Origin of the sequence: Streptomyces glomeratus, from assembly GCF_021462825.1 — a bacterium.
Classification (GTDB): Bacteria; Actinomycetota; Actinomycetes; order Streptomycetales; family Streptomycetaceae; genus Streptomyces; species Streptomyces glomeratus.
In genome coordinates, this window is sequence record NZ_JAKEEB010000028.1 from 39,655 (window position 1) to 54,860 (window position 15,206).

The window sequence follows — 15,206 nt, forward strand, 5'->3', positions numbered from 1 at the left end:
GGGTCCACGCCTCGTGACCGTGAGCGAGCCCGGCCCTTTGCGCGTTCCGTGCCGACCTGGTGCTGAGCGTCAGTCCCTTCGGGGCGGAGCGAGCTTGTCCAGATCGAGGCTGATCTCGAAGGGCACCGGACGCCGGAGCGAGCCACGGAAGATGCCGGCGGGGGCGTAGGCATGGGTCGGCATGTCCAGCTCGTAGACGTGGACGACGGGGGCACCGTCCTCGTCCTCGATGCACCAGTAGTGCGGGATGCCGGCCTCTGCGTACTTGCGGAGCTTGACCGTGCGGTCCCGATGTGCGGACTCGGGGGAGACGACCTCGATCACGAGTTGCACTTCGTCCGGGGCGAACCAGGTGCGGTCGCCGTCGAAGTCGGCCGTCGTCACCAGCAGATCCGGCTCGGGACGATTGCGCTCATCGAGCTTTACGGTCATCTCGCGGCCGACTCTGACGTCGGCGGGCGCCTGCTCCATGAGGGCGACGGTGAGCATGGTGACGAGGTGGCCGTGCCACCACCTCTGCGGCGCCATCGTGAAGACGAGGGCTCCGTCGATCAGCTCGGTGTGGCGGGGTGCCTCGGGGAGGCGGTCCAGGTCCTCCGCGAACCAGCCTTCCTCGCGCGGCGGGCGCATCCAGTCGGGCAGTGCGGTCATGACCCAACCGTAGCGACTCGGCGAGACCCGGGTCACGAGATCGCGGGCGGGGTGAACGCCCGCCTTGCCGCGGGCTCAGTGGTCCGGGGGCAGGCGGTCCGGGGGGAGGGTCTGCTCGGTCCAGATGGTCTTGCCGGTGGGGGTGTAGCGGGTCCCCCAGCGGTGGGTCATCTGGGCGATGATGAACAGGCCCCGGCCGCCCTCGTCGTCGCTGGCGGCGTGGTGCAGGTTGGGGGCGCTGTGCCCGACGTCGGAGACCTCGCAGATCAGGGTGCGGTCGCGGATCAGGCGTACCTGGATCGGCCCGCCGACGTAGCGGATGGCGTTGGTGACCAGCTCGCTGAGGACCAGCTCGGTGGTGAAGGCGAGGTCGTCCAGCCCCCAGTCGTCGAGCTGTTTGCCGACGGTGGTGCGGATGACGGCGACCGCCGCCGGGTCCGGGGCCAGCTCCCACTGGGCGAACTGCTTCTGGTCGAGCATCCGGGTGCGCGCGAGCAGCAGTGTCGCGTCCTCGTCCACCGGCCCTGGCAGCAGCGTGGCCACCGCCTGGTCGCACAGTTCGCGAAGGGGCCGTCGGAAATCCGCGAGGACCCGGGCGAGCTGGGCGATCCCGGCCTCCGGGGTGTCCGCCGACTGGAGGAGGCCGCGCGAGAACAGGGCGACGACGGTGCCCGGGTGCAGCTGGAGTTCGATGCTCTCGTGGGGCGGTCCGGCCATTCCGAGCGGTGGCCCCGGCGGCACCCGTGGACGGTCGGCGGCGCCGGTGAACGGTTCCACGACCATCAGCAGCGACTGGCCGGCGCACGCCAGGCTGCACCGTCCGGAGACGGGGTCGTACACCGCATACAGGCAGGTCACTCCCCTGGCCTCGTCGGCGTGCGCCCTGGCGTGGCCCACTCCCGGTTCGTACGCGGTCTGCTCGACCAGGTCGTCGAGGCGGGAGAGCAGCTCGTCCGGGGTCAGGTCCAGCCGGGCCAGGACCTGGACACCCGTGCGCAGGCGCCCCATCGTGGCGGCGGCCCGCAGGCCCCCGCCGAGAACATCCCCGACGATCAGGCCGACCCGGGTGCCCGACAGCGGGATGACGTCGAACCAGTCACCGCCCACGCCCGACCCGCTGTCCGCGGGCAGATAGCGGCTCTGCGCCTCCAGGGCGGTCACCCGGGGCAGGGTGTGCGGGAGCAGGTTCCGCTGGAGTTTCAGGGTCGCGGAGTGTTCCCGGGTGACCACCAGCATCAGCAGGAAGCCGAGCAGCAGAGCGCCCAGGCCCACGACCGTGGCCCCGCCCGTGCGTCCGATCAGCGGCAGGTCGACGGACGTCGTGTTGTACCGGGGGTTCGCGTAGACGTAGAAGGCGGCGTAGAAGAACAGGACGAGCATCATCAGCCCGCCCAGCCCCGGCAGCACGCCCATGAAGACGAAGTCCCGGGCGCTGTGCGTGAGGACCCTGCGGTAGTACCAGACGCAGGCGAAGCCGGTCAGCCCGTAGTAGAACGTGATCGCGAGGCCGACCGCGTCGATCGAGTCGGCCAGGATGTTCCCGCTGAACAAGGTCAGCAGGACCAGGACGACGATCGAGACCGCTCCCATGCAGACGGTCGACCAGGTCGGTGTGAGGAACCTGCGGTGGACCCGGGCGAGCTGGGAGGGGACGGCCTTGTGGGCCGCCATGGAGAAGACGGTCCGGGCCAGCGGCAGGATGCTGGTCTGGGTGCAGGCCACCGCCGAGGTCAGCACCATCAGGATGAGCAGCCTGGACAGGAACGGTCCCGCCCCGTGGCTGCCGAAGGCGGCGTCGCCCAGTCCGGACAGCACATCGCCCGCGTGGTCGCGGTTGCCCAGTCCGATCCCCGAGGTGCCGACTCCGGCGAAGGACTGCGCCGACGTGGACACCAGCCCATAGGTGACCAGGAGCAGCACGGTGGAGGTGATGGCGGCACGCCCGGGGGTGCGCGCGCTGTCCACGGTCTCCTCGTTGACGGAGACGGCGGTGTCCCAGCCCCAGTAGAGGAAGACCGCCGTGACGATGCCCGCGGTCAGCGTCTTCCCCGAGGACACCTCGAAGGGGTTGAACCAGGAGGCGGACACGTGGAGGGCCGTCGGGGGAGCGCTGGTGTAGGCCCTGACCAGGGCGGTGACCGCCAACAGGATGAGCACCGCGATCTCCAGGCACAGCAGCCAGCGCTGTACGGCGGCCGAGAGCTCGATGCCGACGTAGCAGATCGCGGTCATCACGGCGATCCAGACGATGCCCGCCACGGTCGTCCACAGCCGGTCGTGCGCCAGCGATTCGAAGCCCAGCAGCCGGAAGCCGTAGATACCGGCGATCTCGGCCACGTTGGTCATGAACAGGACATCCGCGACGATGATGCCCCACCCGGCCATCCAGCCCGCGCGCGGGCCGAAGGCGCGGGTCGCCCAGGTGAAGGCGGTGCCGCAGTCGGCGTTGCTCGCGTTCAGTTCCCGGTAGGCGTACGCGATCAGCAGCATCGGTACGAAGGCCAGAATGGTGATGATCGGGGCCTGGAGTCCGACCCCTGCCACGATCAGGCCCAGGGTGGCGGCGATGCTGTACGCGGGGCCGGCGGAGGCCATCGCGATGACGACCGAGGACAACATGCCGAGGGCGCCGCTCTTGAGCCCCTTCCGGCCTACCCCTGAGCCGGGAGCGGGGTGGCCGGCGGACGCATCACCGCTGAGGAGCCTCACGCCTGGTTCCCGCTCCGGGCCCGGCCCTTCCGGGACGCCACCGGGCAGCCGGGAAGCCGTCCGGTCTCGTACGGGATCGGGCCACGTGTGCGTGCGTGTGGCATGATCCCTCCAGGTTCGACTGACACCCGTCATTCCGGACAAGTCGAGTGTGGGGCACTGTCACCCACCCTGCCCCTCATACCCAGGATTAACAACAGAAGTACCCTTCGCCTGGTCCGGGCGGCCGGGTGGCGGACGCGTGGGGTACGTCATGGAGGCCGCCGGGTTCGCGACCGTGCGGTTCGTGCAGTACGAGACCGGCCGCTACGAGCCGCGGCAGGTGCCCGGCGTGGGGCCGGGGGACCGCCGACCGGCCCGGGACACCTCCACTGCCGTGCGTCCCGCCCGGCCTCCGTACCGATGTAAGGCGCCCGTGCCGTCCCCCGTAGCCCGCCCGCGTCGGCCGGCTAGGTTCGGGCCGGTCCCGTCTTCAGGCCGGCCCCGCACAGGGGCACCACCACGGGGGCGATTCCTCCGTTCGGGCGGAGCCGGGCCCGGGGGAGCGACTCCAGCAGTCCCTCCCGTGCCGCCGCCCAGCCGGTCGCCGCCGTCGTCTCGACGTACAGGCCCTGGGACGCCAGGTCCAGCTGGGCGTGGCGGATCCGGTCCTCCGTCACCGTCAGGAAGCGGCCGCCCGAGTCGCGTACCGCGCGCAGGATCTGGCGGGCCCGCGGAGGGCGCGGGATCGCGATGCCCTCGGCGAACGTGGATGCCATGGGGGTGACGCCCACCAGGTCCTCGGCCCCCTCCTCCCAGGCGTGCGCCAGCGGCGCGACCGCCGCCGCCTGCACCGCGTACAGCGCCGGCCGGCGGTCGATCAGGCCCGCCCCGAACAGCTCGGCGACGGCCAGGGCCGCGCCCAGCAGCAGGGTGCCGTTGCCGACGGGCAGCACGAGCACGTCCGGGAGCCGGCCCCCGAGGTCCTCCCACAGCTCGTGCACGCACGTCTTGGTGCCGTGCAGGAAGTACGGGTTGAAGGCGTGCGAGGCGTAGAACGTGCCGGGCTCGTCGGCCGCTTGCCGGGCCGCCTGCGCCGCCGCCTCGCGGTCACCGTCGACCACCTGAACGCGCGCCCCGTGCGCGTCGATCTGTTCCAGCTTCTGGGCGGAGGTTCCCTCCGGGACGTACACCGTGCACGGCAGGCCGGCCCGGGCGCAGTACGCGGCGATCGACGTGCCCGCGTTGCCGCTGCTGTCGGCGAGCACCTGGCGCGGTCCCAGCCGCAGTGCCAGTTCGGCGAGCAGTACCGCACCACGGTCCTTGAAGGACAGCGTCGGCATCACGAAGTCGAGCTTGGCGCAGATGCCGTCCCTCAGCTCCACGAGCGGCGTACGGCCCTCGCCGAGGCTGACGGTGGGGGCGCCCAGCGGCAGGGTCTCCGCATACCGCCACAGGGAATTCACCCGCCCTCCCAGGGACTTGAGCGGCGCGGGGGTCGGCGCGAAGTCCAGGTCCAGTGGCCCCCGGCAGACGGGGCAGCACCAGGCGAGCGACTCCGCGGTCACGCGGGTGCCGTCCGCCGGGCAGAAAGAGTCCGGCAACAGTGTCATGCGGCCAGGGTAGTTGTCCGGTTCATAACGGTATGTCATAGTCGCGGTTCAGTACCCGTGTTGGGCCCGCGTCCGGCGCGCCCGCACCGCCGTACGCCTCGCGCACCGCACCACCCACCGAGGCGCCCTCAGCATTCCACCGACGAGGAGGACCCTCGGATGCCAGTGATGCGGCAGGCCCGGAGACGACTGGCCGGGATCGGCACGGCGGCCCTGCTTCTCGGGCTCTTCTCCGCCGCTCCCTCGCACGCGGCGCCCGTTCCCGAGGGCACGGTCGGGTACGCGGGCGCGGCGAACACCGTCCCGGGCAGCTACATCGTCGTCCTCAAGGACGGCGCGCGGGCCGACTCCGACGGCGGCCGTGCCCTTGCCCGGAAGTACGGCTGCATCATCGGGCACACCTATGTCAAGGCGCTCAACGGCTACGCGATCCACGCCACCGCGGCCGCCGCCAAGCGGCTCGCCGCCGACCCGGCGGTCGCCTCCGTCGTGCAGAGCCGCGTCTTCCACGTCGAGTCCACCCAGACGAATCCGCCCTCCTGGGGTCTGGACCGCGTCGACCAGAGGAACCTGCCGCTCGACGGCAAGTACGCCTATCCCGACTCGGCGGGCCAGGGCGTGACCGCGTACATCATCGACACCGGCGTCCGCATCACCCACAGCGACTTCGGCGGCCGCGCCTCCTACGGCTACGACGCCGTCGACGACGACAACGTCGCCCAGGACGGCAACGGCCACGGCACCCATGTCGCGGGCACGGTGGCCGGCACCGCGTACGGCGTCGCCAAGAAGGCGAGGATCGTCGCGGTCCGCGTCCTCGACAACTCGGGTTACGGCACCACCGACACGGTCGTCGCGGGCATCGACTGGGTGGCCCAGCACCACAGCGGTCCGTCCGTGGCCAACATGTCCCTCGGCGGCCCCGGCGACCCCGCGCTCGACACCGCCGTCCGCAACACCATCGCCTCGGGCGTCACCTTCGCGGTCGCCGCGGGCAACAGCAACGACGACGTCTCCGGCTACTCACCGGCCCGGGTGAGCGAGGCGCTCACGGTCGGTGCCATCACGCAGGGCGACGCGCGTGCCAGTTACTCCAACTACGGACCGGGGCTGGACCTCTTCGCACCGGGCTCCTCGATCAAGTCCACATGGAACTCCGGCGACACGGCCACGTCCACGCTGTCCGGCACGTCGATGGCGACGCCGCATGTGACGGGGGCGGCGGCCCTCTATCTGGCGGACCACCCGACGGCCACACCCGCGCAGGTCGCCTCCGAGCTGACGGGCGCCGCGGCCACCGGTGTCGTCTCCGGCCCGGGAACCGGCTCTCCCAACCGGCTGCTCCAGACCGTCGCGGGAACGGGAACGCCCCCCACCCCGGCCCCGCCCCGCTTCGTCAACACCACGGACTACCCGATCCGCGACTACTCCGTCGCCGAGTCGCCGATCACGGTCACCGGGGTGCCCGGCAGGGCCCCCTCGGCTCTGGGCGTCGAGGTGCACATCCAGCACACCTACATCGGTGACCTCCAGGTTCAGCTGATCGCGCCGGACGGCGCGGCCATCCTCCTCAAGCCCTATGGCGCAGGCGGCAGTACGCACGACATCGACACCACCTACACCGTGAACGCCTCGTCGCGGACGGCGAACGGCACATGGAGGCTGAGGGTCGGCGACTACGCGAAGTACGACACGGGGAAGATCGACGCCTGGGCCCTGCAGTTCTGACCTCCGGCCCGGCCCCTTTCCGGGCGCGCTCCCGCCCCGCCGGCCACTCCCGTTCCTCCCGCACCTACCATGCGCGTCGTACATCTGTTCTGCGCGTGCGGACGAGGAGCGACACCCGTGGCCATACCCCCGCCTCCCGGGCCCCAGCAGCCCGGGGGCCCGTACCCGCAGGGTCCCTATCAGCAGCCCTACGGACCCGGGCTGCCGTACCGGCCCTGGGGACAGGGGTACTCCCCGTACAACCGTCCGGCGCCGATAAACGGACTCGCGATCACCGCGCTCGTCCTCGGGATCCTCTGCTTCCTGCCGGCCGTCGGGCTGGTGCTCGGACTGGTCGCGCTGGCGCAGATCAGGCGGCGCGGCGAACGCGGCCGGGGGCTGGCGATCGGCGGCATCGTGATGTCCTCGATCGGGCTCGCCCTGTTCGTGACCGCGTTGGCCACCGGTGGCGCGCACGACTTCTGGGACGGCGTCAGGGACGCGGCGCGCGGGGACGGCGTGACGTTCTCGGTGCGCAAGGGCGAGTGCTTCGACGCGCCGGGCGGCTCGCTCGAGGGCGAGGCGTACGACGTCGACAAGGTGCCCTGCTCGGGAAGACACCAGGCCGAGGTCTTCGCGGACTTCACACTCCCGGGCGGCCGCTTCCCCGGCGACGACACGATCACCGAGACCGCCGACGACAGGTGCTACGCGCTCCGCAGCGCGTACGCCATGGACACCTGGGCGGTGCCCGCCGACGTCGACGTCTACTACTTCACCCCCACCCGGCAGAGCTGGGCCTACGGCGACCGCCGGGTCATCTGCATGTTCGGCAACACCGACGAGAAGGGCACCCTCACCGGCTCCCTGCGCCGCGACGCCACCACCCTCACCGGCGACCAGCTCGCGTATCTGCGCGCGGACGCGGTCCTGTACGGGGCCCTGGACTCCGCTCCCGACGCCGCATACGTCGAGGACGACCTGCCGGGCCACCGGCGCTGGGCGGCACGGGTCGCCACGGCGCTTGCCGGCCAGACCCGGCAGCTGCGCGCCCACTCCTGGCCGGGGGCCGCCCGAAGGCCGGTCACCGACCAGACCTCGGCCCTGGACCGGGCCCGCGAGGAGTGGGCCAGGGCGGCCGCGGCCGCCGACGCCGACACCTTCTACGTCCACTACGACCGGGCAAGCGCACTACTGGAGGGCCGGGCGGCGGTCACCGCGCGCAAGGCTCTGGGCCTTGCCGCGACTCCCCCCTCACGCGACGCGGACGACGCCGGAAGCGCCGCAGGGGCCTCGGACGACGCAAAGCAGGTGTGACGGCGGCGATACCGGGCAGGAAGTGCCTGCGCAAAGCCGTTGGGCCAGCCAAGTCATCACATCGAGTGATTCCCTGGCCATTACTTGCGTGGCACAACCCACCGTTGCCAGGCTGTTGCTGTCTGTACAAGCTGATGGGAGCGGCCAGTGACTTTCGGTGAGCAGCCGGCGTATCTGCGTGTCGCGGGTGATCTCCGTAAGAAGATCGTCGACGGTCTGCTGCCACCGCACACACGGCTCCCCTCCCAGGCCCGCATCCGCGAGGAGTACGGCGTCTCGGACACGGTCGCGCTGGAGGCGCGCAAGGTCCTGATGGCCGAGGGGCTCGTCGAGGGCCGTTCCGGGTCGGGCACGTATGTCCGGGAGCGGCCGGTGCCACGCCGGGTGGCCCGCTCGGGGTTCCGGCCGGAGAGCGGCGCCACCCCGTTCCGCCAGGAGCAGGCGGACACCTCGGTGCGCGGCACATGGGAGTCGCGCAGCGAGCAGAAAGAGGCGAGCGGCGCCATCGCCGAGCGGCTCGGCATCCAGCCGGGCGACCGGGTGATGCGCACGAAGTACGTCTTCCGCGAGGCGGGCGAGGCGATGATGCTGTCCACGTCGTGGGAGCCCCTCGCGCTGACCGGCCGCACTCCCGTGATGCTCCCCGAGGAGGGGCCGCTCGGCGGCATGGGTGTGGTCGAACGGATGGCGGCCATCGATGTGATCGTGGACAACGTCACGGAGGAGGTCGGCGCCCGCCCCGGTCTCGCGGAGGAGCTGCTGGCGCTGGGTGGCGTCCCCGGCCATGTCGTGCTGGTCGTCCAGCGGACCTTCTATGCCTCGGGCCGCCCGGTGGAGACGGCGGATGTGGTGGTGCCGGCGGATCGCTACCGGGTGGCGTACCACCTGCCGGTGAGGTAAGCGGGCGCGCGGCCCCCTCCGAAGCGCTCCCTCGCCGGGGCCGCGGCGCCCTGCTCCGTCCGCGCCTCACACCCCACGCTCCCGCTCAACGCGCCCCGGCCGTCCGCCCCCGACGCGGGCACTTGCCCCCAGGTCTTTTCAACGAGCCGTCGCACAGGGAGAGTTGAGCCGGTTGCCCGGTGGAGAAGGGCCGGCTTCCGGTGCGGTCGCAATCCGGTCGTTTCCTCCTGCCCTTCCGGTCGCGATGTGTGAGCGCTCAGGCTGCTCTGCGTGCGCGCGGGGCGCGTGGGACGGCGCACGCGACGGCGTGCGCCCCCTCTGACATGGCTGGTTGCGTACCTCTTTGTGAAAAGCCGTATTCGCTCCGTGAAGGTTAGGCGTAGGCTCGGGCATATGCGCACTGCGGTTTCCGTGGAGGGCGGGGCGCGGCGAGGGCCGGGGACGGGAAGTGGAGGGACGCAATGAACGACAGCACGGTCTCGCTCCCCTGGCTCGTCATACGGCAGGACGACAACGGCAACCGCTATCGCGTGGGCAGGTACGCCACCCGCGCCGAGGCCCAGAAGATCGTGGACAGCCTCGACGACCGCGGCCACAGACAGCTCTACTGGGTCGAGCGCATCGGCCAGAGCGGCGGCAGGCGGGCGGAGCGGCCCGGAGTGTGAACCGCCGTGCGCTCCCGTAGGCTCCGGCGCATGACACAACCGATCGTGGTCGTCGGCGCCGCCCTGCTGGGCCACGACCGCCTTCTGGCCGCGCGCCGCAGTGCGCCCCCGGAGCTCGCCGGACGCTGGGAACTGCCCGGCGGCAAGGTCGAACCGGGCGAGACCCCCGAGCGCGCCCTCGTGCGCGAGCTGAGGGAGGAACTGGGGGTCACGGCGGAGCCGGTCGCGCGTGTACCGGGGGAGTGGCAGCTGAAACCGGGATACGTCCTGCGGGTCTGGACCGCGCGCCTGCTCGCCGGCAGTCCCGAGCCCCTGGAGGACCACGACGCACTGCGCTGGCTGACCCCCGATGAGATCTGGGACGTGGACTGGCTCGACCAGGACGTGGCGGCGGTCAAGGCCGTGCTGGCCGTGTGGAATCGGTGAGACGCGGGCCCGGACCCGGACCGTCCGGGGGCGGGGCGATGAGAAGCGGGATGACGGGGGCGCCTGATGCTCCAGAGGGCGGCGCCCGGCGGGCCGTCCACACCACTGTGCGCTCTCATGCGCGGTAAGCGCTCCGGATACCGGGTATGTGCTGATTAGGCCCACGAAACCGGACACGATGAGCATCTGGCCGGGAAGTGATCGGCGTGCTCGACATCGAAGGCAACAGCGCCGAGTGGACGTTCCCCGCAGACCCCGGTGCGGCACGGGCCGCTCGGGCGGCTGTCCGAGGCCAGCTGCGCGTCTGGGCGCTCGACGAGATCGGCGACATCGCCGCGTTGCTGGTCAGCGAGCTGGTGACCAATGCGCTGCGGCACGCCACCGGCCCCATCGGGGTCCGCCTCGTCCCGTCCGACGGCACCGCCCCCTACCTGCTCGTCGAGGTCTCCGACACGCTCCCCGACCCGCCCCGCGCACGCGCCGCGGAACCCGACGCCGAGGATGGCCGCGGCCTCCAACTGGTCGCCCGTTCCTCGCGCCGCTGGGGCACCCGTCCCGCGGACACCGGCAAGACGGTCTGGTTCGAGCTGCCGGTTCACGGCTGACCTGCTGCGGTTGTGGGGTTCGACCGGGCGTCACCTGGTTAGAAGACTGGGAGTATGGCCCGGCCGGTCCAAAAAACATCGGGACCGTGCTGTGATCGTGAACACCGTGTTGTGCGGCACCGTAGTGCTGGATACTGCGGGCAGCCGCCCCCGGTGACCGGTGCCGGACGCGGTGAGCTGGAGGGGACGGTTCGCGTGAGCGAGATACCAGCGAAGGCCACGGAGTCCGAGGACCCGTCGGGCGGCGCGAGGAAGGGGGCCGCGGCGGATTCCGCCGTGGCCGATCCGCGCGACACGGCGAGCGGCCCGATGTGGCAGAGCAGTCCGCCCGGCTCCATCTACGACTACATCAAGGTCGCCTCGTTCTCCATCGGCCCCGACGGGTATGTCGACCAGTGGAGCCTGCGGGCCGAACAGCTCTTCGGGATCCCCCGCGAACGGGCCGTCGGCATGGACCCCATCGAGGCGTTCGTCGCGCCGGAACTGCGCGAGCGCGGCCAGCGCAAGATGGCCGAGATCCTCGACGGCCGGGAGTGGACCGGCGTCATCCCCTTCCGGGCGCCCGACGCGCAGAGAACCGAGGCGTTCGCCGAGGTCTACGTGATGCCCACCATGACGGAGGACGGCGACCGGGCCGCCGTGTGCATCGTCGTCGATGTCCGCACGCTCCGCAGCATCGAGACCGATCTCGCCGCCTCACAGGCGATTTTCGGTCAATCTCCCTTCGGTTTCCTGCTGATCGACGCGGACCTGCGGGTACGGCGTGCCAACAAGCGGTTCGCCTCGACGTTCGGCGGCACCCCCGACGAGCACCGCGGCCGCTCCGTCCACGACTACCTCCAGTCCCCGGAGGCCGAACGTGTCGCGGCGACCCTGCGACGCGTCCTGGAGACCGGCGAATCGATTACGGACATGCATGTCACGGGCTTCGTCCCGGGCTCCGACGAGCGCAGGCACTGGTCCGTCAACCTCTACCGCGTGCACAGCGGCAGCGGACGCCCCATCGGTATCGCCTGGCTGGGAATCGACATCACCGCCCGCCGCGCCGCCGCCCGCGAGGCCGCCGCCGCCCGCCGCAACCTCGCCCTCCTGAACGATGCGGGCGCCCGCATAGGCAACTCCCTCGACCTGGAGACCACCGCCCGGGAACTCCTCGACGTGGTCGTGCCCGGCTTCTGCGACCTCGCCACCGTCGACCTCTACCAAGGGCTGCTGGCCGGCGACGAGACCCCGCCCGGCCTGGCCGACGGCAGCGCCGAACTACGCCGCGTCGCGTTCGCCAGCGCCGTCGCGGACGCGCCCTTCGCCGGCGGGCCCGAGCCCGTCGCCGTCGGCGCCGTCCACCACTACGCCTTCAACTCCCCCTGTGCGGACGCCCTGCGCGCCGCCCGCCCCCGGATCATCCCCGCCGAGGACGGTGGCCTGATCCAGTCCACTCTCGCCGTTCCGATGGTCGCGCACGACACCGTGGTCGGACTCGCCAAGTTCTCCCGGACGAAGGGCAGCGAGCCGTTCGGCGAACGCGACCGCGCGCTCGCCGTCGAACTGGCCGCGCGCGCCGCGGTCTGCATCGACAACGCCCGCCTGTACCGCCGCGAGCACGAACGCGCGCTGATACTGCAACGATCCCTGCTGCCACCGGGCGACCCGGAGGCCTCCGGCCTGGACATCGCCTGCCGCTATCTGCCGGGCAACGCGGCCACCGGGCGGCCGAGCGAGGTCGGCGGCGACTGGTTCGACGTCATCGAACTCCCCGGCCACCGCACGGCGCTGGTCGTCGGCGACGTCATGGGACGAGGCCTGCGTGCCGCCGTCGCCATGGGCGAACTGCGCACAGCCGTACGCACCTTGGCGCAGCTGGACCTCGAACCGGCCGAAGTCCTCTCCCAGCTCGACGAGATCGCCCGGGGCCTAGGCGCCCCCGGGGGCCCCTCCCAGGCTTTCGGCTCCGGGACAGGCGTCCAGCAGGCCACCCGCGCCGCCCGCCGGCCGCGCGAGGCCGACCTGTCCGAGGTCTACCTCGCGACCTGCGTCTACGCGGTCTACGACTCGGTCACCCGCCGCTGCACCTTCGCCAACGCGGGCCACCTCCCGCCGGTGCTCGTGGAGCCCGGCGAACCCGCGCTGATGCTGGACGTGCCGCCCGGGATGCCGCTCGGTGTGGGCGGCGAGCCGTTCGAGGAGGTGGAGGTCGAACTCCCGGAGGGCGCCCTGCTCGCGCTCTACACGGACGGCCTCGTCGAGTCCAGGGACCATCCGCTGGACGAGGGTCTCCAGGCGTTCGTCGGCGCGCTCACCGATCCCTCCCGGCCCCTGGAGGACGTCTGCGACCACGTCCTCAACACCCTGGACACCCATCACGGCGAGGACGACATCGCGTTGCTGATGGCGCGTGTCCAGGGACTGCCGGCCGAGTCCGTCGGAGACTGGACGCTGCCGCGGGAGCCGCGCAGCGTGGGCCGGGCCCGGGAGTACACGCGCGGGCAGCTGCTCTCCTGGGACCTGGAGCCACTGGTGGACACCACGGAGCTGCTGGTCAGCGAGTTGGTGACGAACGCCCTGCGGTACGGCGAGGGCGAGATCAGACTGCGGCTGCTGCTCGACCGGACGCTGGTGTGCGAGGTGTGGGACGCTGGCCTGGTCCAGCCGCGCCGCCGACGCGCCCGCGACACGGACGAGGGAGGCCGTGGCCTCCAGCTGGTCGGCCTGCTCTCCGCGGCCTGGGGTTCGCGGCGCACACCGCGCGGCAAGACGGTCTGGTTCGAACTCCCGCTGCCCGACGGCGAGAACGGTATCGCGGACCCGGCCGAGGCGCTGCTGAGCCTGTTCTAGGGGGAGTCCGGCGGCCCCGCGGCGGGCGGTTCGGCGGGCCCGTCGTCCCGCCGCCGGGCGGACGGCCGCCGTGGCCGCTCCGTCCGGAACAGCTCCCCGCCGTCCCTGCGCGCCCGCGTGCCCGGTCCGCCGTAGCCGGCGGGACCGCCGTCGCCCGGGTGACCCTCGGGGGCGCCCGGGCGGTGCGGAGCGCCGAGCAGAATCCCGCCCAGTACGGCGCCGCCCGTCCAGATCCCTTCGCCGTACGGCGTCCCGTACGCCCGGACGTCCCGCTCCGCGAGCTGCCGGGCCTGCCGGGCGAGTGTGTCCGCCTCACGGGCGTCGGCGAGGGCGGCCGCCAGGGCGGAGGCGGGGCCCGGGGAGGGGGCGGGGGCCGGGGCGGAGACGGGGGCCGAAGCGCCCGTGCGCTCCGCCGCGCGCAGCCGCCGCTCCGCCTCCGCGAGCCTGGTCCGCGCCTCACAGCCGACGGCCCCACGGCGCGTGGTCACGTAGTCCGACGCGGCACCGACGCTGCTGCGGGCCACGAGCAGGGCACGTTCCAGCCGGTCCAGGGCCCGCGGTCCCTCCGGCCGGCGGCGGGACGCACGGTCCAGCCCGGCGGCCACCTCCTCGACCCGGCGCAGCGCCCCGACCGGATCGAGCACTCCCCGGCCCCCCGTCCCCGGACCTCCCTTCTCCTCGCCCAGCTCCCGCCGTAGTCGGGCCACCACCGCCTCCCCGTGGGCGATCCGGGTCCGCAGGTCCGTACGGGCGGACCCCACGGCTGCCTCCCTGAGGTCGGTCTCCGCCGCGGTCAGGGCGTCGGGCAGGACACGCGCCGCCGCCGCCAGGGCCGACGCCAGCCGGGCGATACCGGCCACCAGCAGGGTCGCCTGGTCGACGGCGGCCTCGGCCGCGCGCAGATGGACCACTGCGCTCCCGGTGTGCCCCAGGTCCACGGCCCTGCGTCCCCGGTGCAGGCAGGTCGCGGCGAAGAACAGCCGGTCCCTGGCCTGTTCGTCGTGGCCCGTGACCGGCAGACACGCGGACAGCGCGTACCGTCCGCGCAGTTCCGCGAGCGTGCCGTCCGCCTCCGCGACCCGCGCCGCCGGTTCGCGGAACCGAGCCTCGGCGTGCTCCAGCGCGCCGGGCGCGGTCCGTTCCAGCGCCCGGGTGCGGTCGAACCCCGGCGCCTCCGCATCCAGCCGCCGCCCGGCCGCCCCGCACCGTGCGACGATCTCCTCCAGCAGCGCCCGCGCCCCCTCCTCCCCGTCGTCGAGCCGCTGCCGCATCCCGAAGGCCGCCGCAAGTTCCGACGCGGCGGCCTCCAGCGCCTCGGCGTGCCCCCGTATCGCCTCGTCCCCGAGCTGCGCGGCCGCCCACCGCAGCTCCTCCCGGCTGGTGCGTACGCAGTCGTCGGTCCCGACGAGCAACCGCCGCGCCCGTAGATCGAGTTCGTCCAGGCGCACGACGGTCGGCGCATGTCCGCCGGGTGTCGTACGCGTCCTCGTCCGCAGCCGGCGCCGCACCGACGTGTAGGCCGCCACCGCCATGGCGGCGACCGCGGCGACCAGCGGCAGCACCAGGTCACCGGAGGCGCCCGGATCCCGTCCGGCCGCGGCCGCCCCCACCACGACCACCGCCGCCGCGCACGCGGCGGCGACCCTCCGCACGGCTCGGTACGCGGCGGCCCGGCGCGGCCGGCGTCGACGGTGGGGCGGCGTCACATTTCGGAGCGTATGGCCGATGACGCGGCGCCGCGAGCGGGGTGCGCCTGGTCCGGCGGAGTCAAGGTGCAGGAGACGGATCTGGCCATCCGGGGG

At 72.6% G+C, this 15,206-nt stretch carries 11 protein-coding genes; 7 read left to right on the forward strand and 4 right to left on the reverse strand.

Annotated elements, in window-relative coordinates; genetic code table 11:
- Window positions 1-69 precede the first annotated feature (69 nt).
- The 3 genes from LZ604_RS26220 to LZ604_RS26230 form a co-directional block, all read right to left on the reverse strand.
- Entirely contained in the window at window positions 70-651 is a 582-nt protein-coding gene (locus LZ604_RS26220; RefSeq protein ID WP_234517947.1) for a Uma2 family endonuclease, read from the reverse strand.
- 75 nt (window positions 652-726) lie between these two features.
- Window positions 727-3,360 carry an amino acid permease gene (locus tag LZ604_RS26225; protein WP_234517948.1) on the reverse strand — a complete coding sequence of 878 codons (2,634 nt, stop codon included), beginning with the start codon at window positions 3,358-3,360 and terminating at the stop codon, window positions 727-729.
- A gap of 449 nt (window positions 3,361-3,809) precedes the next feature.
- Complete coding sequence (locus LZ604_RS26230) at window positions 3,810-4,952, reverse strand: pyridoxal-phosphate dependent enzyme (RefSeq protein WP_234517949.1); 1,143 nt, start codon at window positions 4,950-4,952, stop codon at window positions 3,810-3,812.
- 159 nt (window positions 4,953-5,111) lie between these two features.
- On the opposite strand from LZ604_RS26230, the gene LZ604_RS26235 reads away from it, so the two are divergent.
- The 7 genes from LZ604_RS26235 (at window position 5,112) to LZ604_RS26265 (ending at window position 13,404) form a co-directional block, all read left to right on the forward strand.
- Window positions 5,112-6,680 carry a S8 family peptidase gene (locus LZ604_RS26235; RefSeq protein WP_234517950.1) on the forward strand — a complete coding sequence of 523 codons (1,569 nt, stop codon included), beginning with the start codon at window positions 5,112-5,114 and terminating at the stop codon, window positions 6,678-6,680.
- Window positions 6,681-6,797: 117 nt separating this feature from the next.
- Window positions 6,798-7,976: a DUF4190 domain-containing protein gene (locus LZ604_RS26240; RefSeq protein WP_234517951.1), complete on the forward strand. Its 1,179-nt coding sequence runs from the start codon at window positions 6,798-6,800 to the stop codon at window positions 7,974-7,976.
- Between the two features lie 147 nt (window positions 7,977-8,123).
- Complete coding sequence (locus LZ604_RS26245) at window positions 8,124-8,876, forward strand: GntR family transcriptional regulator (RefSeq protein WP_234517952.1); 753 nt, start codon at window positions 8,124-8,126, stop codon at window positions 8,874-8,876.
- Window positions 8,877-9,337: 461 nt separating this feature from the next.
- A complete protein-coding gene (locus LZ604_RS26250; RefSeq protein ID WP_234517953.1) occupies window positions 9,338-9,541 on the forward strand; it encodes an SPOR domain-containing protein in 204 nt (67 codons plus the stop codon).
- Between the two features lie 30 nt (window positions 9,542-9,571).
- Entirely contained in the window at window positions 9,572-9,967 is a 396-nt protein-coding gene (locus LZ604_RS26255) for a (deoxy)nucleoside triphosphate pyrophosphohydrolase (RefSeq protein WP_234517954.1), read from the forward strand.
- 197 nt (window positions 9,968-10,164) lie between these two features.
- A complete protein-coding gene (locus tag LZ604_RS26260; RefSeq protein ID WP_234517955.1) occupies window positions 10,165-10,572 on the forward strand; it encodes an ATP-binding protein in 408 nt (135 codons plus the stop codon).
- A 195-nt stretch (window positions 10,573-10,767) separates the two neighbouring features.
- Window positions 10,768-13,404 (forward strand): SpoIIE family protein phosphatase, encoded by a 2,637-nt coding sequence (locus LZ604_RS26265; protein WP_234517956.1) that lies wholly within the window; start codon window positions 10,768-10,770, stop codon window positions 13,402-13,404.
- On the opposite strand, the gene LZ604_RS26270 is transcribed toward LZ604_RS26265, so the two are convergent.
- Window positions 13,401-15,110, reverse strand: coding sequence for a TPM domain-containing protein (locus LZ604_RS26270; protein ID WP_234517957.1), 1,710 nt, complete (start codon window positions 15,108-15,110; stop codon window positions 13,401-13,403). The two genes, LZ604_RS26265 and LZ604_RS26270, sit on opposite strands and share 4 nt — an antisense overlap.
- Window positions 15,111-15,206: the final 96 nt, after the last annotated feature.